Origin of the sequence: Microbispora sp. CSR-4 (assembly GCF_008033685.1) — a bacterium.
Taxonomy (GTDB): domain Bacteria; phylum Actinomycetota; class Actinomycetes; order Streptosporangiales; family Streptosporangiaceae; genus Microbispora.
Genome location: NZ_VJVX01000015.1, coordinates 12,929 through 35,754, shown reverse-complemented (window position 1 = coordinate 35,754; position 22,826 = coordinate 12,929). Strand labels below are relative to the sequence as shown.

At 69.4% G+C, this 22,826-nt stretch carries 23 protein-coding genes; 12 read left to right on the top strand and 11 right to left on the bottom strand.

Annotation, left to right across the window (positions count from 1 at the left end):
• The first annotated feature begins 16 nt into the window (after positions 1–16).
• Positions 17–2,287 (top strand): LLM class flavin-dependent oxidoreductase, encoded by a 2,271-nt coding sequence (locus FLV34_RS13855; RefSeq protein WP_147943286.1) that lies wholly within the window; start codon positions 17–19, stop codon positions 2,285–2,287.
• A gap of 3 nt (positions 2,288–2,290) precedes the next feature.
• Here FLV34_RS13855 and FLV34_RS13850 read toward each other — a convergent pair whose 3' ends face one another.
• On the bottom strand, positions 2,291–2,605 hold the full coding sequence (locus FLV34_RS13850; RefSeq protein ID WP_147943285.1) for a WYL domain-containing protein: 315 nt from the start codon (positions 2,603–2,605) through the stop codon (positions 2,291–2,293).
• 96 nt (positions 2,606–2,701) lie between these two features.
• Between FLV34_RS13850 and FLV34_RS13845 the strand changes: the two genes are divergently transcribed.
• Positions 2,702–3,247, top strand: coding sequence for a DinB family protein (locus FLV34_RS13845; protein ID WP_261985771.1), 546 nt, complete (start codon positions 2,702–2,704; stop codon positions 3,245–3,247).
• On the opposite strand, the gene FLV34_RS13840 is transcribed toward FLV34_RS13845, so the two are convergent.
• Both FLV34_RS13840 and FLV34_RS13835 read right to left on the bottom strand, forming a co-directional pair.
• Entirely contained in the window at positions 3,196–3,420 is a 225-nt protein-coding gene (locus tag FLV34_RS13840; RefSeq protein WP_187280634.1) for a hypothetical protein, read from the bottom strand. The genes FLV34_RS13845 and FLV34_RS13840 overlap by 52 nt on opposite strands.
• Positions 3,421–3,509: 89 nt before the next feature.
• Positions 3,510–4,073: a TetR/AcrR family transcriptional regulator gene (locus FLV34_RS13835; RefSeq protein WP_147943283.1), complete on the bottom strand. Its 564-nt coding sequence runs from the start codon at positions 4,071–4,073 to the stop codon at positions 3,510–3,512.
• Positions 4,074–4,314: 241 nt separating this feature from the next.
• On the opposite strand from FLV34_RS13835, the gene FLV34_RS13830 reads away from it, so the two are divergent.
• Entirely contained in the window at positions 4,315–4,680 is a 366-nt protein-coding gene (locus tag FLV34_RS13830; RefSeq protein ID WP_147943282.1) for a DUF1330 domain-containing protein, read from the top strand.
• Positions 4,681–4,694: 14 nt separating this feature from the next.
• Positions 4,695–5,573 (top strand): alpha/beta fold hydrolase, encoded by an 879-nt coding sequence (locus FLV34_RS13825; protein ID WP_147943281.1) that lies wholly within the window; start codon positions 4,695–4,697, stop codon positions 5,571–5,573.
• 175 nt (positions 5,574–5,748) lie between these two features.
• Here FLV34_RS13825 and FLV34_RS13820 read toward each other — a convergent pair whose 3' ends face one another.
• The 4 genes from FLV34_RS13820 to FLV34_RS13805 all read right to left on the bottom strand — a co-directional run bounded on the left by FLV34_RS13820 (position 5,749) and on the right by FLV34_RS13805 (position 9,939).
• Positions 5,749–6,549 (bottom strand): aminotransferase class IV family protein, encoded by an 801-nt coding sequence (locus tag FLV34_RS13820; RefSeq protein WP_147943280.1) that lies wholly within the window; start codon positions 6,547–6,549, stop codon positions 5,749–5,751.
• Between the two features lie 216 nt (positions 6,550–6,765).
• Entirely contained in the window at positions 6,766–7,608 is an 843-nt protein-coding gene (locus FLV34_RS13815) for a carbohydrate ABC transporter permease (protein ID WP_142649121.1), read from the bottom strand.
• A gap of 10 nt (positions 7,609–7,618) precedes the next feature.
• On the bottom strand, positions 7,619–8,575 hold the full coding sequence (locus FLV34_RS13810; RefSeq protein WP_260617357.1) for a carbohydrate ABC transporter permease: 957 nt from the start codon (positions 8,573–8,575) through the stop codon (positions 7,619–7,621).
• Positions 8,576–8,661: 86 nt separating this feature from the next.
• Positions 8,662–9,939, bottom strand: a complete 1,278-nt coding sequence (locus FLV34_RS13805; protein WP_142649120.1) for an ABC transporter substrate-binding protein — start codon at positions 9,937–9,939, stop codon at positions 8,662–8,664.
• Positions 9,940–10,397: 458 nt separating this feature from the next.
• On the opposite strand from FLV34_RS13805, the gene FLV34_RS13800 reads away from it, so the two are divergent.
• Entirely contained in the window at positions 10,398–11,444 is a 1,047-nt protein-coding gene (locus tag FLV34_RS13800; RefSeq protein WP_205830534.1) for a PaaX family transcriptional regulator C-terminal domain-containing protein, read from the top strand.
• A gap of 524 nt (positions 11,445–11,968) precedes the next feature.
• Positions 11,969–13,279 (top strand): RICIN domain-containing protein, encoded by a 1,311-nt coding sequence (locus FLV34_RS42400; RefSeq protein WP_142649118.1) that lies wholly within the window; start codon positions 11,969–11,971, stop codon positions 13,277–13,279.
• A gap of 76 nt (positions 13,280–13,355) precedes the next feature.
• Here FLV34_RS42400 and FLV34_RS13790 read toward each other — a convergent pair whose 3' ends face one another.
• On the bottom strand, positions 13,356–14,618 hold the full coding sequence (locus tag FLV34_RS13790) for a CynX/NimT family MFS transporter (protein ID WP_205830533.1): 1,263 nt from the start codon (positions 14,616–14,618) through the stop codon (positions 13,356–13,358).
• 84 nt (positions 14,619–14,702) lie between these two features.
• Here FLV34_RS13790 and FLV34_RS13785 point away from each other — a divergent pair, with 84 nt between their 5' ends.
• Positions 14,703–15,341, top strand: coding sequence for an FCD domain-containing protein (locus FLV34_RS13785; RefSeq protein ID WP_315985190.1), 639 nt, complete (start codon positions 14,703–14,705; stop codon positions 15,339–15,341).
• 145 nt (positions 15,342–15,486) lie between these two features.
• The gene (locus tag FLV34_RS13780) at positions 15,487–15,999 is read left to right on the top strand and encodes a DUF6461 domain-containing protein (protein ID WP_142649116.1); all 513 of its coding nucleotides are present in this window, start codon (positions 15,487–15,489) and stop codon (positions 15,997–15,999) included.
• An 89-nt stretch (positions 16,000–16,088) separates the two neighbouring features.
• On the opposite strand, the gene FLV34_RS13775 is transcribed toward FLV34_RS13780, so the two are convergent.
• Positions 16,089–17,339, bottom strand: a complete 1,251-nt coding sequence (locus FLV34_RS13775) for a hypothetical protein (RefSeq protein WP_147943278.1) — start codon at positions 17,337–17,339, stop codon at positions 16,089–16,091.
• A 195-nt stretch (positions 17,340–17,534) separates the two neighbouring features.
• Here FLV34_RS13775 and FLV34_RS13770 point away from each other — a divergent pair, with 195 nt between their 5' ends.
• Complete coding sequence (locus FLV34_RS13770; protein WP_261985770.1) at positions 17,535–17,954, top strand: hypothetical protein; 420 nt, start codon at positions 17,535–17,537, stop codon at positions 17,952–17,954.
• Positions 17,955–18,042: 88 nt separating this feature from the next.
• Complete coding sequence (locus FLV34_RS13765; protein ID WP_147943277.1) at positions 18,043–18,897, top strand: aminoglycoside N(3)-acetyltransferase; 855 nt, start codon at positions 18,043–18,045, stop codon at positions 18,895–18,897.
• Positions 18,898–18,947: 50 nt separating this feature from the next.
• Here the strand turns inward: FLV34_RS13765 and FLV34_RS13760 are convergent, their stop codons facing one another.
• Positions 18,948–20,048 carry an acyltransferase family protein gene (locus FLV34_RS13760; RefSeq protein ID WP_222709500.1) on the bottom strand — a complete coding sequence of 367 codons (1,101 nt, stop codon included), beginning with the start codon at positions 20,046–20,048 and terminating at the stop codon, positions 18,948–18,950.
• A 292-nt stretch (positions 20,049–20,340) separates the two neighbouring features.
• Here FLV34_RS13760 and FLV34_RS13755 point away from each other — a divergent pair, with 292 nt between their 5' ends.
• Complete coding sequence (locus tag FLV34_RS13755) at positions 20,341–21,531, top strand: sensor histidine kinase (protein ID WP_205830531.1); 1,191 nt, start codon at positions 20,341–20,343, stop codon at positions 21,529–21,531.
• Positions 21,531–22,166 carry a response regulator transcription factor gene (locus FLV34_RS13750; protein ID WP_260617364.1) on the top strand — a complete coding sequence of 212 codons (636 nt, stop codon included), beginning with the start codon at positions 21,531–21,533 and terminating at the stop codon, positions 22,164–22,166. The genes FLV34_RS13755 and FLV34_RS13750 overlap by 1 nt, the downstream gene beginning before the upstream one ends.
• 136 nt (positions 22,167–22,302) lie before the next feature.
• Here FLV34_RS13750 and FLV34_RS13745 read toward each other — a convergent pair whose 3' ends face one another.
• A complete protein-coding gene (locus FLV34_RS13745; RefSeq protein ID WP_205830530.1) occupies positions 22,303–22,770 on the bottom strand; it encodes a GNAT family N-acetyltransferase in 468 nt (155 codons plus the stop codon).
• Positions 22,771–22,826 lie beyond the last annotated feature (56 nt).

The following is a 22,826-nucleotide window of genomic DNA, read 5'->3' as shown; positions in this document are numbered from 1 at the left end:
TTCTCGAGAGGTCGGCATGACGGACTACGGCCACGAACTGGCCTTCGGCACGTTCCTCACCCCCCAGAACCGCGACCCGCAGGGGCCGGTCCGGCTCGCCCAGGTCTCCGAGGCCGCCGGGCTGGATCTCGTGACGTTCCAGGACCACCCCTACCAGCCGGGTTTCCTGGACACCTGGACGCTGCTGTCCTGGGTCGCCGCGCGCACCGAGCGGGTCACGCTCTCGGGCAACGTCATCAACCTGCCACTGCGCCCGCCGTCCGTGCTGGCCCGCGCCGCGGCGTCGCTCGACCTGCTGTCGGGCGGCCGGTTCGCCCTCGGCATCGGCGCGGGCGGCTTCTGGGACGCGATCGAGTCGATGGGCGGCACCCGCCTGACGCCGGCCGAGTCGGTGACCGCGCTGGAGGAGGCCATCGAGATCTTCCGCGGCATCTGGGACGCGGGCGAGCGCCGCATCCTCCGCGTCGACGGCAAGCACCACCGCGTCGCGGGCGCCAAGCGCGGCCCGGCCCCCGCGCACGACATCCCCATCTGGCTCGGCGCCTACAAGCCGCGGATGCTGCGCCTGGTGGCACGCGAGGCCGACGGCTGGCTGCCCTCGCTCTTCTACCTCAAGGACGGCGACCTGCGGCGCGGCAACCAGATCATCGACGAGACCGCCGCGGAGGCCGGGCGCGATCCGGCGCAGATACGTCGCCTGCTGAACATCGGCGGCGCGGTCACCGAGACCCGCCAGGGTTTCCTCGAGGGGCCGGTCGAGCAGTGGGTGGAGGAGCTGACCGCCCTGGCGCTGGAGGACGGCATCGGCACGTTCATCCTGGCCTCCGACGACCCGCGGCTCATCCAGGTGTACGGCGAGGAGATCGCCCCCGCCGTACGGGACGCGGTGGCGCGCGAGCGGACGGCCAGCGGCACCGTCCCCGCGACCGCCCGCCGCGGCGCCGCCGCCATCGCGCTGCGCCGCGAGGGGATCGACTACGACAAGGTCCCGGCGAGCCTCGCGGCCGACGCCGTCGAGCCCGGCGACCGCGCGTACGAGTCGGTGCGGCACAACTACCTGCGCACCGGATCCCCCGGCCTGGTGCTGCGCCCCCGGACGGCCGGCCAGGTCGTCGAGGGGCTCGCGTACGCCCGATCCCAGGACGTCCCGCTCGGCGTACGCTCCGGCGGGCACGGCATCAGCGGCCGTTCCACGAACAACGGCGGCATCGTGCTCGACGTCGGCGCGCTCGACACCGTCGAGGTCGTGGACCCGGCCACCCGCCGCGTACGGCTGGGCGCGGGCGCGACGTGGGGCAAGGTCGCCGAGGCGCTGGTGCCGTACGGCTGGGCGATCAGCTCGGGCGACTTCGGCGGCGTGGGCGTGGGCGGCCTCGCGACGACGGGCGGCATCGGCCTGCTCGGACGCAAGTTCGGCCTGACGATCGACCACGTCGTCGCCGCGGAGGTCGTGACCGCCGACGGGCGGGTGCTGCACGCCTCACCGGAGGAGAACCCGGACCTGTTCTGGGGCCTGCGCGGCGCCGGGGGCAACCTCGGCGTGGTCACCTGGGTCGAGATCGAGGCGATGGAGCTCGGCGACATCGTCTTCTCCCAGATGACCCTGGACGCCCGTGACACGGCCGGGCTCCTGGAGCGCTGGGGCGCCGCGGTCGAGAAGGCGCCGCGTGAGCTGACGAGCTTCCTCATCCTCTCCCCGCCGCGCCGCGGCCAGGACTCGGTCGCCCAGCTCATGACCGTGTACGCCGGCGCGGACACCGAGGCCGCGGTGCGCGAGCTCGAACGGCTCGCCGAGGCCGGTCCGCTGCTGGGGCACGAGGGATACGTGCTGCCCTATTCGGCGGTGGTGCAGCCGGCCGAGAAACACCACACCGGCGGCGGCAACCCCGCCGTACGGTCCGGCCTGGTCAGCCATCTCGACGGTGACGTGAGCCGCGCCTTCGAGCGGGTGGCGCGCTCCGGGGTGTCCTACTTCCTGCAGATACGCGCCACCGGCGGGGCCTCGCACGACCTGGCCCCCGACGCGACCGCCTATCCGCACCGGCACCAGAACTTCGCGCTCACCGCGATGGGCGCCTCGCAGTCGGCCATGAACGCCGCGTGGGACGCCGAGGTCGCGCCGTACACCGACGGCCTCTATCTGTCCTTCGACACCGACAGCCGGCCCGAACGGCTGCTCGACGCGTTCGGCGAGGCCAACCTCGCCCGGCTGCGGCAGGTCAAGCGCGCCTACGACCCGGACAACGTGTTCCGGGCGAACTTCCCCATCCCCCCGGCGGAGGAGTGAACGTCAGGCGCGCTGGAACCGGGCCGCCCATTCGTGGACGCGGTCGAGCAGTTCGGGCGGGTGGACGACGTTGAAGTCCGCGCCGAGCACGCCCAGCGACATGATCGGCCAATCCAGGGAGTGCGTGGTCATCCGGATGCGGCAGCGCCCGGCGTCGACCTCCTCGACGGTGCACCACCGGCCGATCCGTTCGCGCGCGACGGAGGCCGGGACGTCGGCGAGCACTTCCACCCGTTCGGCCAGCTCACCGCCATGCCAGTAGCGGTGGGTCTGGAGCAGGGAGAGCAACCGCAGCGTCCGCGAGCTGGTGTTCGCCATGTCTCCGATTGTCGCGTCGATTCAGGTCAGAAAGTGACCGCTATGGCTCCTAGCGTGGTCACCGACCGACGAACGGAACAACGGAAGGCGGAGCTTGTGACCACCACCGAGACGAGCATCGACGCCCCGGCCATCAGCGGCGAGCGCGCCGACCTGCTGGCGGCGCTGGCCCAGAGCCGGCACTTCCTGCGCTTCACCACCCGCGGCCTGACCGATGAGCAGGCCGCGCAGCGGACCACGGCCAGCGAGCTGTGCCTGGGCGGCCTGATCAAGCACGTCGCCCTGGTCGAGCGCAACTGGGTGGACTTCATCCTGAACGGCCCGTCGGCGATGGGCGACGCCTCGACCATGACCGAGGCCGAGCAGGCCTGGTGGGCCGACCAGTTCCACATGCGGCCCGGCGAGACGCTCTCCGACGTGCTGGCCGCCTACGCCGAGGTGGCCCGCCGTACGGACGAAGTGGTGGCCACGCTGCCCGACCTCGGCGCGACCTGGCCGCTGCCGAAGGCCCCGTGGTTCGAGCCCGGTGCGCGCTGGTCGGCCCGCCGCGTGCTCGCGCACATCATCGCCGAGACCGCCCAGCACGCCGGTCACGCCGACATCATCCGCGAGTCCCTGGACGGCGCCAAGAGCATGGGCTGAGCCGCGGTCAGCTGCCCGCCTTTGCGGATCATCGCGAGGTTCATCGCGTGGACGCGATCCATCTCCTCGGCCGACTCGTGTGCTTTGGCGACCTCGGCCGCGATGTCCGGATCAGCCAGGAGTCGCTCCAGGCGGTCATTGCCGCGGACGAAGGTCCGCTCCGGCTCGGTCATGGCTTCTCCTCGTACGAGGTGGCGTCCACCCGGGAGGCGACGCTGTTGTGGAAGAAATCCCCTGCCCGGGCCTTCTCCGGCTGTGCCGATCACTGCTCGGGTGTCTCGGTCAGCCGGGCCGCCGCCTTCCTCGCCGCGTGCAGGATCTCTTCGGAGACAGGGGTGCCCGCCGTCGCCCGGGCGAGCAGGAGAGCACCCACGAGGGTGGACAGGGCAGCCAGCCCGGTGTCCCCCGGAGCGATCCACCCGGCCATGTCGCGAATCCCGGCGGCGTAGGTGTCGCGCCATTCGGGATCCCGGGCGAAGTCGCCGGCGAACCCGGCCGCCGGGCATCCGTTGCCGGGGTCGTCACGTGCTTCGGGTGACAGGTAGGCGTCGATCAGCGACGACCACGCGGCATCGTGACCGGCGTGGTCGCCGTCCAGGGCCGCCAGACGCCGCAGCATGTCGGAGAACGCCTCGGCCGTGGCCTCGTCGACGAGCGCCGCCTTGGAGGCGAACTGCTTGTAGAAGCCACCCTGCGTCATGCCGACCGACTGCATGACGTCGGCGACGCTCACATCGCGCACCCCCTTCTCGCGGAAGAGCCGCGAGGCGGATTTCACCACACGCTGTCGATTGGCCCGTGCCTCGGCCTGTGATGCTCGGCTCATCTTCGATCCCTCGTCGCTCCGATCGAGAACGTGTCGGAGGCTTGCTGCCAGGTGTCCGGGGGGCGGCGTACCGCGGAAAACCGGATTACAAGCGCAATCTATACCGGGCCGGCCGGCCAGAAGATTCACCATGAGGTGCGTCACGAGACCCGGACGCGCGTACGGCCCACTTAGATTATGACTGTAATCTAGAGGCGCTGCGGCGAACCCGCGTGCGCAGCCACTCGACGGGAGGGTCGACATGAGCACCTACCTGATCAACCATCTCCGCATCCCCGGGGACGTCCCCAACGAAGCGGGCCTGTCCTACCTCGAACAGGTCGAGGCCACCGTGAAGCCCTACGGCGGCAGGTGGCTCGCCAACGGCGAGGTCAGCGTCGTGGAGGGAGCCTGGCCCGGCCTGGTCGTCCTCATGGAGTTCCCCGACCGCGCCGCCGTCGACCGGTGGTACAACTCGCCGGAGTACCGGAAGATCCTGCCCCTGCGCGTCGACAACGCCATCTCCGATCTCGTGCTGATCGACAGCCTTCCCGCGGACTACAGCGTGCGGGGATTCGCCCAGCAGATCCGGGCGGCCGTCCAGGCGGCATCCGGCTCCGGCAGCTGAGCGGGGGATGACGAATGAGCTCCACCATCTCCCGCTCCCTCGCGCAGGGCAGGCATGAGATCACCATCGAGGGCACACGGCAGGTCTTCCACATCGCGGGCACCGGCCCGGTGTGCCTGGTGCATTCGGGCGGCCCCGGCATCGCCTGGGAGTACCTGCGGATGCCGGCCCTGGAAGAGCACCTGACCATGGTCTATCTGGAGCCGATCGGCACCGGGTCGTCCGGCCGCCTCGACGACATCCGTGACTACCGCATCGACACCTACGCCCGGTTCGTCCATGGCGTGGTCGAGCACCTGGCCGCGCCCAAGGTCTACCTGCTCGGTCACTCGCACGGCGGATTCGTCGTCCAGCGCTACGCGCTCGATCACCCAGATCGTGTCGCCGGGGCGATCCTCTACGGCACCTCGCCGGTCACGGGAGAGGAGTTCTGGGCCGACGCGATGGAGAACATCGGCAGGTTTCCGCAGCGTCTCCCGCACCGGCCCGCGGCCGGTGAGCTCCCGGCCGCGTTCCAGCGCGCGCTGGCGGCCCAGGACGACGAGGCGTACACCACGTCCCTGAAGGAGATCCTCCCGCTGTACTTCGGCGACTACTGGGCGAACGAGCAGGACCTGGAGCCGCTGCGCGCCGGCCTGAACGCCTGGATCGACCCGATGCGCGGCGAGGAGCCCGCGCCGTTCGACGTACGGGACGAGCTCCGCTCGCTCGACGTCCCCACACTGATCATCGCCGGTGTCCACGACTTCTTCGGCGGCACGCGCTGGGCACGCCTCGCCCACGAGATCATCACGGGTTCCCGCCTGAAGGTGCTCGAGAACAGCGGGCACATGGGCCATCTCGAACAGCCCCGGGAGTTCGCCGGCGCGATCCTCGAATTCGCGCGCGACTGAGCCGCGTACGTCGTCCGGCTTGAGTTTCGAGCGCTCGAAGGTGCAGGCTCGTGGTGTGACTGACGGAACAGAGCTGTGAACCGTAGGCCAGATCACTTCTGGTCCGACAGCGGCCTGATCGCACCCACCGGCCGCTCGGCCGGTGGATACCGCCGGCTGAGCCCGCGAGGGCTTCCTATAGAGAGGTGAGCGGTTCGGCCTCGTAGGCCTGGTGCAGCATCCGTACGAACGACGGCGCCTCGGGCACGGACACGGAGTCGATCCGGTGCACCGGCACTCCCGGGGTCCACGAGTTCATCACCACGGCCCCCTGCAGAGCCGGCAGGTCCGCGAGCGTGATCTCCTGTACGCGCTGGGGCACGCCCAGGCGGTCCAGTTGCCTGCGGACGATCCCCATCGTGGTGCCGATCAGCATCTCGGCCTCGGGCCACACGACCGCGGCGCCGTCCCAGAAGGCCAGATTCCAGATCGACCCCTCGCTGAGCCGGCCCCGGCGGTCGGCGAACGCGACGTCGTCGAAGCCCTGCCGGACGGCCTGACGCGGAAAGTACGTCTTGGCCATCTCGCCGACGTGCTTCACGGCCGGGCGGACCCGTTCGTACTCGACCACCGCCAGCGCGAGCGGCCCGTGCGGCGGGGACGCGGCCGGTCCGGTACGCACCAGCAGCTCGGGCTCCCCATGAGCCCGGGTCACCGGGAACTCGCCCGGCGGGGGATACATGGTGGCCGTCAGCGAAAGGTCGTCCGGACCAGCCTGCACCGCCGCCCGCAGGCAGGCCCGTACGCGATCATCGGGCATCGCCCGGCCGAACAGTTCCTCGGAGGCGGATCGCAGCCGCTCCAGATGGAGGTCGAGCCCCCGGACCCGGCCTCCACGCACCTGCATGGCGGTGAAGTGCGCATAGCCCCAGAAGGCGAGGGGAGCCAGGTCCTCGGCGCTCGCCTCCCGGCCATTACGTTGCGCAACATAGGGCATACATCGCTCCAGACGTACGAAATGGCGTGGACTGCGGACAACCGCGCGAGATGTCCGGCCACGGAGCGACGTTAGCGCCTCACATCGATCGAGCTTCCGCTACCCGGCCTATGCGGCCCGCAGCCGTACGGGCAGGCCGGGAGACGTCGGCATCGCGAGAACGGCCTGTCCGCCTCGCCGTTCGGAAACAGCGCGAGGGGTGACCTGACGACAGGCTCAGCCCTTGAAGGCGCCGTTCATGATCCCGGCCACCATGCGCCGCCCGACGAAGACGAACAGGACGAGCAGCGGGAGGGTGGCGAGGAACGACCCGGACATGGCGAGGCCGAGGTCGATGTTGAAGCTGTTCTGCAGCGCCTTGATCGCGATCTGGACGGTGTACATCTCCGGCGACTTCAGCACCACGAACGGCCACAGGAAGTCGTTCCACGCGGTGACGAAGCCCAGCAGACCGAGCACGAAGGCGGCGGGACGCACCAGCGGGAACGCGACGCGCCAGAAGACCTGCCAGGTCGAAGCCCCGTCGATGCGGGCCGCCTGAAGGATCTCGTCACTGATCGCGGACGCGATGTGCTGGCGCATCCAGAAGATGCCGAAGGCGTTGGCCAGCCCGGGGACGATCAGCGCCTGGAGCGTGTCAACCCAGCCCAGCGACGAGATGATCATGTACTGGGGGACGATGGCGAGCTGGGTCGGCACGGTCATCGTCAGGACGACGAACAGGAACAGCGCGTTGCGGCCGCGGAAGCGCATCTTGGCGAACGCGAAGCCCGCCAGCGCGCACAGCACCGCCTGGCCCACGCCGATCGACCCGGCCACGATCAGGCTGTTGACGATCGACCGGACGAACGGCACGGTCGAGAACACCAGCCCGGCGAGGTGGAAGAAGTTGCCGCCCGGCACGATCTCGGGCGGCAGCTTGATCGCCGTCGCGGTGTCGGTGGTGGCGACGATGAACATCCAGTACAGGGGGAACAGGCAGGCGAAGGCGGCGAGCGCCAGCAGCGCGTAGACCCACCATCGGACCCGATCACCCGAGCGCGGCCTCGTCGTGCGCATGATCGCCCCCTCAGCCCTTGACCGGGCGGATCCGGGTGGACAGGAAGTAGTTGAGGCCGGCGAGCGCGACGACCATCACGAAAAGCGCCACGCCGATCGCCGCGGCGTAGCCGAACTTGAACTGGGTGAACCCCTGCTCGAACAGGAAGAGCGTGAGCGTCTGGCACTGGCGGATCGGCCCGCAGGTGTTGGGCGCGCCGCGGTTGATGAGCAGGGCCTCGGTGAAGATCTGCAGCCCGCCGATCGTCGAGGTCACGATCGTGAACACGATGACCGGACGCAACGCGGGGAGGGAGATGTGCCGGAACTGCCGCACGCCTCCCGCTCCGTCGACGGCGGCCGCCTCGTAGATCGCCCGGGGAACGGCCTGCAGGGAGGCCAGATAGAGCAGCGCCGTGTAGCCGAACCACCGCCACGTCACCATGACGGCGATCAGCACATGGCTCCCCACCACCGACTGGGTGAAGTCGATGTGCTCGAAGCCCATCAGGCCGAGCAGCCAGTTCAGCAACCCGTAGTCACGGTCGAACATCTGGGCGAACACGATGGCGGTGGCGGCCACCGAGGTGATGTACGGCACGAGCATCGTCATGCGGAAGAACAGAGCCAGGCGCAGCCGTACGTGGTTGAGCAGGTGCGCGAGCACCAGCGCGATCAGCAACTGCGGCACGGTGGACAGCAGCCAGATGCTCACGGTGTTGCGCGCCGCGTTCCAGAACCGCACGTCCCCGGCCAGCCGGCTGAAGTTGTCCAGGCCGACGAACACGTGCTCGCCGATCGGGTTCCAGTCGAACAGCGCCACGTAGAAGGTGAACAGCAGCGGGATGAGGCCGAACACCGCGAAGAGCACGAAGAACGGGGCGATGTAGGCGTAGGGGGCGACGATCTCGGTGAAACGACGCCGCGCCGTCTCCTCCGGCGGGGCCGGGGGCAGGCCCACCTCGGTGGCACTGATGCTCGTCGTCACGGTTGCTCACTTCCTCGCCGCCGGCGCGGGCCGGGGGGACGGCCCGCGCCGGCGGCGTATGCGAAAGGTCCTGGGTCGTGATCTCCCTAGCCGCCGATCGCGTTCTTGATATTGGTCACCGCCGCGTCCCACGCCTTCGCGGGATCACCCTTGCCCTGCTCGACGTTGGCGATGGCGTTCGTGAACTCGATGCCGATCGTGGTGCTGTCCGGCCCGATGACGAACGGCTTCAGGCCGAGCAGCGAGTTGGTGTAGATCGTGCCGATGGGCGCGCCGGAGAAGAACGGGTCCTTGACCGAGGTGAGCTTCGGGTCCTGGTAGACCGACGGGGTCGAGGGCAGTGACCTGGCCTGAGCGAAGTGATCGAGCTGGCCCTGCGGCGACTGCGTGGCGGCGATGTAGTCCCAGGCGGCCTGCGGGTTCTTGGCGCCCTTGGGAATGGCGAGGAAGCTGCCGCCCCAGTTGCCCGAGCCGCCGGGGATCGTGGCGATGTCCCACTTGCCCGCGGTGTCGGGGGCGTTGTCGCGGATGGAGCCGAGCAACCAGACCGGTGCCGACACGACGGCGAAGTCCCCCCTCTTCATCGCGGCGCTCCAGCCTTCGGTGAACGTGCTCTGCTTGGCGGTGATCCCGGCGGCCACGGCCTTGAGCGCCAGATCGAAGGCGGTCTTGGCCTGGGGGCTCTGTTCGTACACCAGGTTGCCCGCGGGGTCGTAGTACTTCTGATCCCCCTGGTTGACCACCTGCGAGTAGATGCTCCCGCCGGCGTTGTCGATGAACGCCTTGCCGGTGGCCGCCGTGTACTTCTTGCCGGTCTCGATGAAGGCGTCCCAGGTGGGCCAGAGCTTGCCGACCTCCTCGCGGTCCGTCGGCAGCCCGGCTTCCTTGAACAGGTCGGCCCGGTAGGCGATGGCCATGCCGCCGACGTCGGTCGGGATGCCGATGATCGCGCCGTCCTTGGTCGTGGACTGGCTGATCACCCAGTCGAGGTAGTCGCCCTTGATCTTGTCGGCGCCCATCGTGCGCAGGTCGACGAAGTTCTGCGGCTGCTGGACGAACTTGGGCAGGTCGTCGCCCTGGATCAGCACCAGGTCGGGCACTTTGCCGCCGGCGAGTGCGGTGGTGAGCGCCTGCGCCGTCTCCTGCGCGTTCCCCACCTCCGTCAGCTTGATCTCGACGTCCGGCCTGATCTTCTTGTACTCCTCGGCGGACCCCTTCGCGTTGATCCCGGTGAACGACCAGAACTCGAACGACTTGCTGTCCGACCCGCCGGAGGAAGTCTCGGACGACGAGCCTGAGCACGCTGCCATGCTGAGGGCCGCGGTAGCGGCGAGCGCGACCGCTGAGACTTTGCGGAGCTTCACGGCGACCTCTTTTCGCTTGCTGGTGGTCAGGGATGTGATGCGCGGCCCGGCAGCGGGAGTGCGCTGCGCTCGCCGGACACCTCCTACGCGTGCAGAACGGTGACGGCGCCGTGCCGCTTCAGGCTTCGGTTCGCACGTGCCCGACAGGTTCGGCACCGCCATGCCGACCTGGTCTTTCGGTTACAAGCCCTCTGACATCACCCTTGAGTATGAAACTTTCGGAGTTGTCATGCGGATCGTTGATCCAGGACACTAGGCTGCTGCCAACCGGAGCGTCAAGATTTTCCGAGCAATGTTCCTGAAACAATCGGCCCGGCGGCTTTATGTTTTCGGGCTCGCCCTGTACGGCGCAGGGCACCGGCGGCTCGGCCGTCGGATCGCCCTCCACCTGGGGACCGAGCCGCCCCGCGATCACGTACCCGTACGGCAGGGGCGTCGTCGTGAGGCAAGCTGATGGCGTGAGTGACCACGCACCTCGCGGCGATGCCGGAGCCCCACGCGCGCAGGTCGGCCCCAACCCGCAGCACCTGCTGACGACCCTGCTCGGCGAGTACCTCGACTCCGACGACGCGAGCCTTCCCTCGATGGCGGTGGTCGCGATACTCAGGGAGTTCGGCATCAGCGAGCCCAGCGCGCGGGCCGCGCTGTCCCGGCTGACCAAGCGGGGATTGATCGCCGTACGGGGTTCCGGGCGGCCGCCCGTCTATCACCTCACTCCTCAGGCGATCGCCAGGCATCGTGCCAGGATGGATCATTTCCTGAGCTTCGGCGCTCGCCCGCGGCAATGGACCGGCGAGTGGGTGACGGTCTCCTTCTCGATCCCCCAATCAGCGCAGCCACAATCCGGGCAGACACAATCCGGGCAGACACAATCAGGGCAGGCACAGACCGGGCAGGCCCCTCGGCACGCGGTCCGCAAGGCTCTGGGCGCGCTGGGTTTCGCACGGCTGTACGACAGCGTGTGGATCCGGCCGGGATCCGACCCGGCCCCGGTGAGTCAGGCGCTGCGCGACATCCTCGACGACGTCGACGGCGCTCGATGGTCGGTGATGATCACGCGGTTCGCCGAGGAGACCGGCCCGCACGGCCCGGCCGCCGCGTACGATCTGGCCGGCCTCGCCTCGGCCTACGAGGCTTTCATCGCGCGGTATTCGGACCTGCGGGTGGCCGTCCGCAACGGGGATGTCGACGCGACCCGGGCGCTGGTGGCCCGGACCTCCGTCATGGACTCCTGGCGGAAGTTCCCGGACATCGACCCTGACCTCCCCGAGCACCTCCTGCCGGCACCGTGGCCCCGCCAGGCGGCCAGGGAACTCATGCTGGAGATCCACTCCGCTCTGGGCTCGCTCGCCGAGGCGCGGCTCATCGAGGTCGCGACACCATACTGGCCGGACGCCGCGTCATGGATCACCCACTTCGAGGCGTCGGAGGTCGCGGCCTCCGTCAGCGGGGACGGCATCGGCGGAGACGGCTTCGGCGGAGACGGCATCGGCGGCAACGGCTGAAGAAACTTTCACGCGCTCGAACGGCTTGCCCGTCCGCCGGAGCGCGTTCCGTGCCCGCCGCGGCACGTGCCTTCTCGGCCGGCCCGCCGCCGTACGAGATTTCGCCGAAGCCTCGGGCCGACGGGCATCGTGACCTGCGCCGGAGTGACCGGCACCGGCCTGTCCTCCCGGCACGAGGCAGGAGCCGGTCATGCCCTTCCTCCAGCCGGCCGGCCCACGCCCGGACCCGGATGATCAAGGGGCGTCATCGGTCCGCACGCCTGCCGGCCGACTGCCCGAATGCCGTTGCTTGACACTTTTTATTACCACCGTGATATTAACTGCACGCTGCTCTCATCGGCTCGTTTCGCCTGACACGGGCGAAACCTGCAGTCGATTGTTCGCCACATCGATCTCCAGATTCGGTCGGCGCCCACCAGCCTGGCCGCGGTGGGAGCTGCCGTTTCCGTTGTCGGACTCCCTCGGCGTGCGCCCGTATGCGACGTCCGGCGCGGAGTGCCGTCGTGACACTGTCGGAGGGCGAAATGAGAAAACGCTCGATCATCAGCGCATTAGTGGTGGCCGCGGTCGCCCCGGTCTGCGCCGGAATTGTGGCGCTGACCACTACGCCGGCCGCCGCGGCGACCGGCGGCTCGGGCCCTTACCCGGCTGATTACGAGACCTCCACCAGCCTGCCCAATCACACCATCTATCGGCCCAACACCCTCCCGTCCGAAAAACTCCCCGTTTTCGTATGGGGCAACGGAGGATGCTCCGCCGACGGGACGGGACAACTGCCCTTCCTCCGCGAGATCGCCTCGCACGGATTCCTGGTCATCGCCAGCGGCAGCCCGGGCGGTTCCGGATCGACGACGTCCCAGATGCTCACCCAGTCCATCGACTGGGCGGTCGCGGAGAACAACCGTCAGGGCAGCAAATACAACGGCAAGATCGACACCAGCAAGATCGCCGTAGGGGGCTGGTCCTGCGGCGGGCTGGAGGCCTACGCCGTTTCGAACGACTCGCGCATCACCACGACCACCATCTTCAGCAGCGGCCTGTTGAACGACTCCGACGACTACCAGCTCTACCGGCTGACGAAGCCGATCGCCTACTTCATCGGCGGTCCCAGTGACATCGCCTACCCGAACGCCATGGACGACTGGGGCAAGTTGCCCGCGGGCCTGCCCGCGTTCATGGGCAACCTGAACGTCGGGCACGGTGGCACCTACACGCAGACCAACGGCGGCGAGTTCGGCCGTGTGGCGGTGCTCTACCTCAAGTGGCGGCTGAAGGGCGACACCACGGCCGGCACCAACTTCGTCGGCCCCAACTGCGGCCTGTGCAACACGCAGTGGCAGGTCCAGCAGAAGAACCTCACGCTCGGCGACAGCAGCCCCTCCCCGTCACCCGGCGGCAGCCCGACCCCCAGCCCGACCCCCAGCCCGACCGTGTCTCCGACCCCCGGTGGCGGTAGCGGGGCGGTCAGGGGGGTGGCCTCCGGCCGCTGCCTCGACGTGCCGAACGCCAGCACCAACGACGGCACCCAGGTGCAGATCTGGGACTGCCACGGCGGCAGCAACCAGCAGTGGAGCTACACCTCCTCGCAGGAGCTCCGGGTCTACGGCAACAAGTGCCTCGACGCGGCCGGCACCGGCAACGGCGTCAAGGTCCAGATCTACAGCTGCTGGGGCGGCGACAACCAGAAGTGGCGCCTCAACTCGGACGGCTCCATCCAGGGCGTCCAGTCCGGGCTGTGCCTGGACGCCGTCGGAGCCGGCACCGGCAACGGCACCAAGATCCAGCTGTACTCCTGCCACGGCGGCACGAACCAGAAGTGGACCTGGAACAGCTGACCCGCGTCCGTGGCCTGCGGTGCGTACCCCCCACCCCGCACCGCAGGCCACTCCGGCCGTGCCTCGGCCGCTGCGACTAACCCCGTTCGAGCGGCTGCTGTTCGGCGTCGGGCTTCGCCGGCTGCGGCGCGTCGTCCTCCACGAAGCGAGGACGGCAGGCGAACCAGCCGGCGATCGCCCCGGGGACGGCGGTCGCGGCGAGCACCACGAGCGGGACCGACCACGATCCGGTCGCCTCGCGCAGCAGGCCCAGACCGATCGGGCCGACGCACGCCAGTCCATAACCGATGCCCTGAACGAAGCCCGACACGGCGGAGGCCGTCTGCGGGCTCCTGGTCCGGCGGTTGATGAGGGTCATGCAGAGCGGGAAGGTGCTCACCCCGATCCCCAGCGCGCACACCCATACCAGCGTGCCGCCGAGCGGGGACAGGAGCAGGCCCAGGTATCCCGCCACCAGGAAGACCGCGCACCCGACGACCACGACGAACGGGTTCGTCATGCGCGTGGCCAGGTGGGGAACGACCAAGGCCGCGAGCATGCCCCACGCCGAGTAGAGCGCGACCATGGTTCCGCCCAGGGCCGCGCTGCCTCCCGCGTCGGTGAGCACGGCCGGAACCCAGGTGATGATCGCGTAGTTGGACAGCGACATCATCGCGAAGAGGATCACCAGGCCCCAGGCCGTCGATGACCGGCTGATCCTCGGTCGCGCATCGGCAGCCGTCACGGCCGCGGGCGCGTGGTGATCGGCGGGCAGCCTGAGCGCCAGGACGAGCCAGACCACACAGGCCACCGCGGCCGGTCCCGCCCAGATGCCCACCGAGAGCCGCCACGTCGCCGCTTCAGCTATCGGAACCGCGAGGAGCGGGGCGGTGAACTGACCGGCCTGCAGGAGGATCAGGTAGAGCGAGGTTCCCAGCGCCACCCGGTCGGCGAACCATGCCTTGACCAGCGGAACGATCACGACGTTCGCGGCTCCGATTCCGGCCAGTGCCAGCACGGTCGAAAGCAGCAGCAGCGAGGGCGCCGGCGAGAAGGCGCGCGTCAGGAGCGACAGGGCCGTCAGGCCCAGCGCCACAGTGGCCGTGCGCTCGAGTCCGAACCTCCTCGTCACCGCCGGGGCGAGAAACCCGAAGATGCCGAAGGACGCCGCAGGCACCGTGCCGAGCAGGCCCGACAGCGCCACCCCGAAGCCGAGATCGGATCCGATGATTTCCAGGAGCGGAGTGAACCCGGTCACGGCCGTTCGCAGGTTGACCGCTGTCAGGGCGATGGCGACCCAGGCCCACAGGGTCAGACGCCCACGGCGTAACGGAACGAGCGACGAGGAGAGCGCTGTCACGTTATACTCCAGTGTAAGGTCAGCAGATGATGGGATTATGGGATGACCCACGAAGAGTCTGACACGCGACAGCCGGTGCGTCGAGTGGGTCTTATCGACCAGGCCGCCGAGCGCTTCCGCGAGGAGGTGACCTCCGGACGCTGGCCGGTCGGTGAGCGGATACCGTCCGAGGCCGCACTGGTGGCACAGTTCGGGATCGGCCGGAACACCGTGCGCGAGGCGGTGCAGTCGCTGGTGCACGCGGGTCTGCTACGCCGTGAGCAGGGCCGCGGCACCTTCGTCATCTCCACTTCGGAGCTGACGGGCACTCTCGAACGTCAGCTCGGCGGCGGCACCCGTCGCCACTACCTGGAACTCCGCCTTGCCCTGGACAGCGCAGCAGCGTCACTGGCCGCGATGAACCGCTCGGACGCCGACGTCGAACTGCTCCGCGAGCTGTGCGACCGCCGGGAAGCGAGCTGGTCGTCCGACGACCCCGACCTGCGCGCGAGCGCGGACCTCGCCCTGCACCGGGCGATCGTGGCGGCGACGCACAACCCTCTCTACGTCAAGCTGTACGCCAGCATGCTCGACATCTTCGCCGCCCACATGCGCGACGAGAAGAACGAGGACGAGGCCGCGGCGCACCGCCACCACCGCGAGCTGGTCGAGGCGATCGCGGACGGGGACGCCGACCGTGCCGCCATGAAGGTGGGAGCCATCTTCAAACTCTTCATGCGCTGAACCACGCGACCACCCGCTGCCCCAGGTGATCGCTGCCGGCCAGCTACCCGGCGCCGGAGGGACGGCGAATCGAATGCCCGAACCTTTTGTCGCACTCGTATGCCAGGATCTCCGTGATCTGTCCCCAGGAAAAAACAGGATTCCCATGAGCGGCTACGAGTGGCTCGATGACGACGCCTTCTGCGCGACCTTCGTCCGCGGCCTCACCCCGCACGAGGCGCTGGCCCGCTTTGGCATCGACGTGTTCGACGGCGATGACGAAGAAGGCGAAATCGATGAGGGCCTCATCTGTGCCCGGCCGGCCGAGGGCGGGACCATTCTGAGCGAGTGGAACGGCTACGCCGGCACGCTGGACGAGGTCCTGCGGCCCTTGTCGGCCGGGACGGTCACGGCGAGTGTCTTCGTCAACGTGAACAGGCTCGCGTCCTTCGTGCATTACGCTGACGGCCGCGAAATCCTCTCCTTCGATCCGCTGTTTCCCGGCGACGAGGATGGCATCCCGGAGGACTACCTGGCCGACCGGGCCGAGCTCGGATTGGTCGGTGACAAGTCGGAGGGCGGGCTCGCCGCTGCGCTGCTGCTGGCCGAGCGCATCACCGAAGTGCGGCCCAACGCCTCCAGCGACACCGTGGCCGCCCACGCCGTTCTCGAATACTGAGCCGCTTCCGCCGCCACCGGCGGCGGGCGCGGCGGCCCTCGCCCTGTTTCCGGCCCGGACACGCCCTCCGTGAGCGACAGGGACGGCCCTCATCTTTCCCGGCTCCGGTAGGTGGCCCGCAGCTCGATCAGCTTCTCCCGGGCCACCTCGTCCAGGGCCCGGCGCTGATCCGGGTCCTCCTCCCAGGTGGCCTCCGCGCACAGAACCCTGGCCGCCTCGTGCGGCTCGGCATCGCGCACCACGTACCAGACGCTCTCGCCGCGGCTTGGCCTCTCGTGATCGCGGCGGAGGATCGTCACGATGCCGGAGACGAGGATCTGCCTGGTCCACGGGTTCCTGGCCAGAATCTGCCGGTCCACTGTCAGCCCGCCGTCCATGAGCTCGCCGCCGAGCAGGTCGTCCTCCCACCGCCACACACGGCGGCTGACACCCGGCGGTATATGCAGGGCGCCGCGGCCTTCGACGGGCACGGAGAACGTCAGGGTGCCGCTGCGGCACAGCTCCTTGGCGATGCGCTCGCCGTCGGCGTACTCACGCAGCTGCTCCTCGCCCAGGTGCCGCCCCGGCAACGAGCCCCACCGTGCCTGCTCGGCGTAGTAGCGGTCGATCAGCGGATCCTTGAACCGCCCCGCACGCGCGAGCGGCGGTGTGCAGGAGGCCGGAGTGAGGTCCATGCCGTCCTCGATGTCCGCCCCCGCCGCGCGCAGCAACTCGTACAGGGAGCCGCCCCTCTCCTCGGCCTTGCGGCGCATCCTGTGCAGCCAGCCGTCGAAGGTGTCCAGGTCCGGGTCCGTGCGCAGCGACGCCCAGTCCGCCACCGCCGAGACCGGCACCGGCACCTCCCGCCTCGCCGGCGGTTGCACGAGCTGCTCGGGCTCGAGGTCGATCGAGTAGTACAGAACCCCGCGCGCGATATAGGAGAACGGCGCCGCATGCTTGATCGGGTCGAAGACATCCCGGATCGGCCAGAACCTCAGCAGCCACGACTCCTCGCACTCGCCTGTGCCATGTCCGTCGCCCGGCTCGGGCTCACGCAGGTACATGTCCACGCCGTACTCGAAATGCGGCGGCCCGATCAGGAAGTCATGTCTCCTGCCGTCCGCCATCGAGTCGATCGAGACCACGCCGCTCTCCGCGACGAACGTCGCCGAGCTGACCGGCGTCCACGAGGCATCCGCGCGCTCGGGCTCGGCGTCCCAGGACTCCATCCGTACGGCCGCGGGGAAGTGGAGGATCTCCTCGGTCGGGGAGCTCCACGCCGGCAGGTCGGTGCCGTCCAGCCCGAACGTGTTGTACTCGATGTGGATCTGGTCGTCGAGCCTGCGCAGCAACTGTGCCATGTCAGCGCCTTCGCCCTTGTCGGTGATCATCCTGGCTTGGCGGAGTATGACCCATACCACCGACAATCCGCGTCGCGCCGCACACAGCCTGATCGCATCGCGGGCACAGCGGCGGAGCCGGTCGGTGAGGGGGCGCGACCGGCTATCGTGCACCGTCAGCATGCTTGATGAGACAACGGCGAATCGAGCGAATCTGTGAGCGACATCTTGTCGATCATCCCGACCGATCCGCACTGGCAGCCCGCACGCGACGCGGCCGAACGCACTGCGGCGATCTTCAGCGAGCTGTTCGCCCCCGTACGTCCCAACAGGAAGCACCTCCAGCCCCGCGTCCCTATGGCCGACTACGCCGCGCTTCGCCGCGAGGACGGCCTGCCCGTCGATCCCTGGCTGCGCGTGCACGTACGTGCCGGCGGAGTGATCGAAAAGATCGCCCGGCGCTCCATGGTGGTGGCGGGCACCCTTGAGGAGTGGCGAGGCTGGACCGGCCTTCCGTTCGACAGGACGGGCGACGTAGAGGTTCCGGGGGCGCTGGTGCCCGTCCACTGCGACACCGACCACGGCCGCGCGGTGTACGTCGAACCCAACGTCTGGGTGCGCCACCGGCTCCAGTAGCCGCCGCAGGCAGCGCGTGCAGTGTTAGAGAGGACGGCCCCGCGACGGGCGGCGGGCCTGCGGGCGCGCCCCGGCTACACTCCGCCGAATGGATCAGCCCCTGCCCCACACGGCTCGGTCTCTTGCGGCGGACCTGCACGCGCTCGGCGTGACCGCGGGCGACGTCGTGCTCCTGCACTCGTCGATGAGAAGCATCGGCTTTGTCGCCGGCGGCCCCCATGCCGTCGTGCAGGCGTTGCTCGACGTGCTCGGCCCGGAAGGCACCCTCGTCGTACCGACCCACACGCCTGCGAACACCGATCCGGCCGGCTGGCGGCATCCGCCCGTCCTTGAGGCGTGGTGGCCGGTGATCCGCGAACAGGCGCCCGGCTTCGACCCGTTGCGTACACCGAGTCAGTGGATGGGCGTCATCGCCGAAACGGTGCGCAGATGGCCCGGCGCCCGGCGCAGCGATCACCCACATGTCTCGTTCGCCGCGCTTGGCAGGCACGCCGCGGACATCGTCGACGGGCACCGGCTCGACGACGCGCTGGGGGAGCGCTCACCGCTGGGCGCGGTATACCGGCTGGATGGGAAGGTGCTGCTGCTGGGGTGCGAGCACGGCTCGAACACGTCGCTCCATCTGGCCGAGTGGCGGCAGGCATCACCGCCACGCGCCATCACCGGCGCCTCTGTCCGGCAGCCCGACGGGGCAAGCCAGTGGATCACCTGGATCGACGTGGTGCCCGATACGGACGACTTCGAGCGGCTCGGCACCGATTTCGAGGCCACGGGCGCGGCCATGTCCGGCAAGGTCGGCTGTGCGACGGCACGCTTGATGTCCCAGCGCGCTCTGGTCGACTTCGCGACAGACTGGATGGCCGCCCATCGTCCCTCGGCGAAGCAGCGGCCAGACCTGTCGGCGAGCACGGGCGCTCCCTGTTCCACCCCGTCCTCTTCGTAGCCGCCGACACCCCGGATGCGCCTCCGTCGAGCGCTCCACGGGTGAAGCGCTCAGGTCCGCCGCGGTGTGGCCTGTCGCCGCCGTCGGGGAACTTCGAACAGCCACGTCGCGCGCACTGCGAGCAGCCCGCAGTGGATCGCCAGGCTCAGGCCGATCACCGCGGCGGTCAGCAGAATCGGATACTCCGCCACCATAAGCGCCTGTCCGATGCCACCCAGCCCGGACATCGGACCGACGAGGAACCCGTGCAGCAGGGCGAGCAGCGGCATGTGGATGACGTAGATCGGCAGCGTTCGTCGTCCGAGGGCGGCGAGCGCGTCCCCCACCGGGCGCCACCTGCCCACTCGCGCGGCGGCGGTCACGCCGAAGGCCACCGCCGCGACGGACACCGCCGGCCACACCCCCACCCACCGCTGACCGCCGGTCACGGCCATGACCGTCAGCGCCGCGGCGTACGCCACGAGGGTCAGGGCCAGGCGGCGGTTCGTGGCGGTCGTCGCCCACCGTTCGACGTACGGCTTGAAGTACAGACCGCCGAGGAAGAACACCAGGTTCTGGTAGACACCGCCACGGTCGCCCGGGGTGGCGAGCACGCCGGCGGCCGCGATGACGGACAGGGCCGCGGCGGCCGCGAAGATCACCGGCCACGGCACCCGCCGTACGGCCCTGGCGAACGCGAAATAGAGCGCGAGGGCGTACAGGTACCAGAGGTTGGACGGGGTGATGGTCAGCTGTTCCACCAGCCCGAGCACGGAATCGGCGTGGGCGGTGTCGAAATCCGGGACCGCGGCCAGGATCACGGTGTGGATGAGCAGCCAGACGGCGTACAAGTACAGGAATTTGGCGACGCGGGATCTGCCCAGCACCCGCCACGGGCGGTTTACGGCGTTCGCCGCGAAAACCCCTGAGATGGTGAAGAACAGCGGCATCCGAAGCGGCAGAAGCTGCTCGCCCAGTGTTCCCCAGGCACTGGGGACGGGAGAGCCGGCATGCCATCTGATCTGCAGATAGTCCTTGACGATGACATGCCACAACACCACGAGGATGATGCAGGCGCCCTTGGCGACGTCCGCCCACTGTGCCCGTTGCCGGGTCGCGTCGGCACCGGGCGTGGTCCGGGCGTTCCCGTCGTGAATCCGAACGGTCGTCACGATTCTCCTTGGTCAGCGTGAGGAAGGGCGCGCGGGAGCCCCCGGGCGGCTGATTCGGTTTCCGGCCGGGTTTCCTGCTTCGGGGGGCAGCGGCCTGTCAGGGCCAGGGCGCGTGGGAGTGGGAGGTCCCGCTGAGCGGACCGGGGGGCCTCTTGAAGGCGGCTGTCGGCTCTGGAAAAGCTTCGCTGCCGGGCACGGGACGGCGCATCGGCCTCAGGGCAGGGATCTGCCCGGCACCGGCTCTACCTTTCGGCCGATTTCGGCATCCCGCACTCTGACTACGCTGGTCACGATGACGATGCCGCAGATCCGACGCTTGTGGTTACGCCTGGGCCAGGTGGCCGGGCTGATCGTGATGGCGTTGCTCGGGATCATCGACCTGCGCTACGGCATGCTCCAGCTCTCCCCTGTCGGCCTTGTGCTGTCCCTGGCGCGGGTGGGGCTGGCCGTGGCCACCGTAGGCGTCTGGCTCCCCGAACACCCGCAGAACTCCCGACGCCTGCCGTCGCTGGCTCTGCTGCTCGCCGCCGCGTCGATCGCCGGCACCGTCGCCACGCTGAGGGCCGGGTTCGGCCCGGCGGGCGCGTGGGGCTTCGCCGAGACGTGCGGCCTGCTCGCGAGCATTTACGTGGTGGCGCGCCGGGGGGCGCCCAGGTCGTCGGTCGCCGCGGTTCTGGCCCTTGGGCTGGCCGGGGTCCTGCTGCCGTTGCGCGGTGTCGCCGACGACCAGTACGTCATAGCCGCGCTCCTCGTCGCCCTCGGCGTGGCCGGCGCGAGCGCGGGTGGGGCCTACCTGCGGTTCCTGGACCGTGGGCGGGAGCAGGTTCTCGTCACGATGCGGGCCGAGCAGCGCGCCGAGTTCGCCCGGGAACTGCATGACTTCATCGCCCACCACGTCACGGGAATCGTGGTTCAGGCACAGGGCGCGCGGTTCATCGCCGAGCAGGATCCGCAGCGGGTGATCCTCGCCCTGGAACAGATCGAGCAGGCCGGCGCGGAGACGATGAACTCGATGCGGCGGATGGTGGGCGTGCTGCGCGACCCGCACGCCGCACCGGACGCGCCGTTGACGCCGCTGGCCGGGCTCACGGAGCTCAACCCGTTGCTGGCGGGCTTCAACGGTTCAGGTGCGCCGGTGGCCCACCTGAACGTTGACGGAGATCTGGACGGGATTCCCGTCGAGGTCTCCACGACGGCCTACCGGGTGGTGATGGAGGCGTTGACGAACACCCGCAGACACGCGGCCGGCGCCCGATCGATCGACGTGCAGATCTCCCGCGGCCCGGAGTCCCTTTTCGTCCGGGTGACGGATGATGGCGCCACCCCGCGCGCCGCCGGGCCCCGGCGACAGCACCGGTACGGTCTCATGGGCCTCACCGAGCGGGTCCATGCCCTCGGCGGACGGTTCTCCGCCGGGCCCGGTGCCGGGGGTGGCTGGGTGGTCGACGCGGAGCTGCCGCTCGAACACGAGGCGGCGCGGTGATTCGAGTAGTGATCGCCGACGATCAGGCCATGGTCCGGACCGGCTTCAGCATGATCATCGACAGCCAGCCGGACATGGAAGTGGTGGGCGAGGCGGCGGACGGCGTGGCCGCGGTCGACCTGGCCCGGCGGCTCCGGCCCGATGTGGTGCTGCTGGACATCCGGATGCCCCGGATGGACGGCCTGGAGGCGCTCCGGCTGCTGGCGGGCAAGGATGTCGCCGACCCGATCAAAGTGGTCGTGGTGACCACCTTCGATCTCGACGAATACGTGCACACGGCACTGAGCACCGGCGCGTGCGGGTTCCTGCTCAAGGACTCGGGGCCGGCACTACTGGTGGAGGCGGTCCGGGCGGCGGTGTCGGGCGATGCCATGATCAGCCCGTCGATCACGGTGCGGCTGCTGAAGCATCTCAGCCCCCCGGCCCGGGCGCACGACGACGCGGGCCTGTCGCCGCGGGAACTCGACGTGGTGAAGTTGATCGCCCGAGGCCTGACCAACGCGGAAATCGCCGAGCATCTGTTCATCGCCGTCGGCACCGTCAAGACGCATCTGGGCAGCGTGCACATGAAGCTGGGCGCCCGCAACCGGGTGGAGATCGCGGCCTGGGCGTGGGAACACCGCCTGGTCGATTGAGCCGCCGGGCTACGGCGGACAACGGCCCCGACCTGGGCGAGAAACAGTCCACGAGTGCCCGCTGCTGACCGCCCCTTCATGGCCGCTAATGGCCCGGCGATCAGGCTCGCGACCTCGCTTTCTGGCAGCAGCTCATTCAGACAGGGACTTCGAATATGAGCTCGAGGCCGTCCACCTCGTCCCACTGCTCTCCGACCTCGACGAAGCCGAATCCGGAGATAGTGGCCAGGGACGCGGTGTTCTCGGGGCTGATCGTCACCCGCGCGGTTCTCACTCCGGATTCGGCTACGGCCCGACGCATCAACTCGGTCAACATCGTCCTGGCGTACCCCTGACGGCGGTAGCCGGGAGCCACCGAATAACCGATCTCCACCATGCCCGTCTCATCCGGCGGCCCATGGAACCCGGCATACCCCACCACGACGCCCTCGGGCTCGGCCACTACGGCTCGGGTGAGCCACCCCGCGCTACCCGGGTCCGTGGCCAGCTGATTGACCCGATACCGCCAGACCCACTTTGCCTGATCGGTGAGGAAGTAGTCCGTGAGCTCGACTCCTGCCTCGGCACTGGCCCGGGCAAGGTCGTCCTCCAGCAAGGCGGCCATGGCCGTGCTCGTCAGATCGACAAATCTCACTGACCTCAGGTCGGTACGTGCTGGTG

Excerpts from the sequence above, each read along its gene's own strand:
- FLV34_RS13855 (WP_147943286.1), top strand. The coding sequence starts at position 17 with ATGACGGACTACGGCCACGAACTGGCCTTCGGCACGTTCCTCACCCCC.
- FLV34_RS13850 (WP_147943285.1), bottom strand. The coding sequence starts at position 2,605 with ATGGCGAACACCAGCTCGCGGACGCTGCGGTTGCTCTCCCTGCTCCAG.
- FLV34_RS13840 (WP_187280634.1), bottom strand. The coding sequence starts at position 3,420 with ATGACCGAGCCGGAGCGGACCTTCGTCCGCGGCAATGACCGCCTGGAG.
- FLV34_RS13835 (WP_147943283.1), bottom strand. The coding sequence starts at position 4,073 with ATGAGCCGAGCATCACAGGCCGAGGCACGGGCCAATCGACAGCGTGTG.
- FLV34_RS13830 (WP_147943282.1), top strand. The coding sequence starts at position 4,315 with ATGAGCACCTACCTGATCAACCATCTCCGCATCCCCGGGGACGTCCCC.
- FLV34_RS13825 (WP_147943281.1), top strand. The coding sequence starts at position 4,695 with ATGAGCTCCACCATCTCCCGCTCCCTCGCGCAGGGCAGGCATGAGATC.
- FLV34_RS13820 (WP_147943280.1), bottom strand. The coding sequence starts at position 6,549 with ATGCCCTATGTTGCGCAACGTAATGGCCGGGAGGCGAGCGCCGAGGAC.
- FLV34_RS13815 (WP_142649121.1), bottom strand. The coding sequence starts at position 7,608 with ATGCGCACGACGAGGCCGCGCTCGGGTGATCGGGTCCGATGGTGGGTC.
- FLV34_RS42400 (WP_142649118.1), top strand. The coding sequence starts at position 11,969 with ATGAGAAAACGCTCGATCATCAGCGCATTAGTGGTGGCCGCGGTCGCC.
- FLV34_RS13780 (WP_142649116.1), top strand. The coding sequence starts at position 15,487 with ATGAGCGGCTACGAGTGGCTCGATGACGACGCCTTCTGCGCGACCTTC.
- FLV34_RS13775 (WP_147943278.1), bottom strand. The coding sequence starts at position 17,339 with ATGGCACAGTTGCTGCGCAGGCTCGACGACCAGATCCACATCGAGTAC.
- FLV34_RS13765 (WP_147943277.1), top strand. The coding sequence starts at position 18,043 with ATGGATCAGCCCCTGCCCCACACGGCTCGGTCTCTTGCGGCGGACCTG.
- FLV34_RS13755 (WP_205830531.1), top strand. The coding sequence starts at position 20,341 with ATGACGATGCCGCAGATCCGACGCTTGTGGTTACGCCTGGGCCAGGTG.
- FLV34_RS13745 (WP_205830530.1), bottom strand. The coding sequence starts at position 22,770 with ATGGCCGCCTTGCTGGAGGACGACCTTGCCCGGGCCAGTGCCGAGGCA.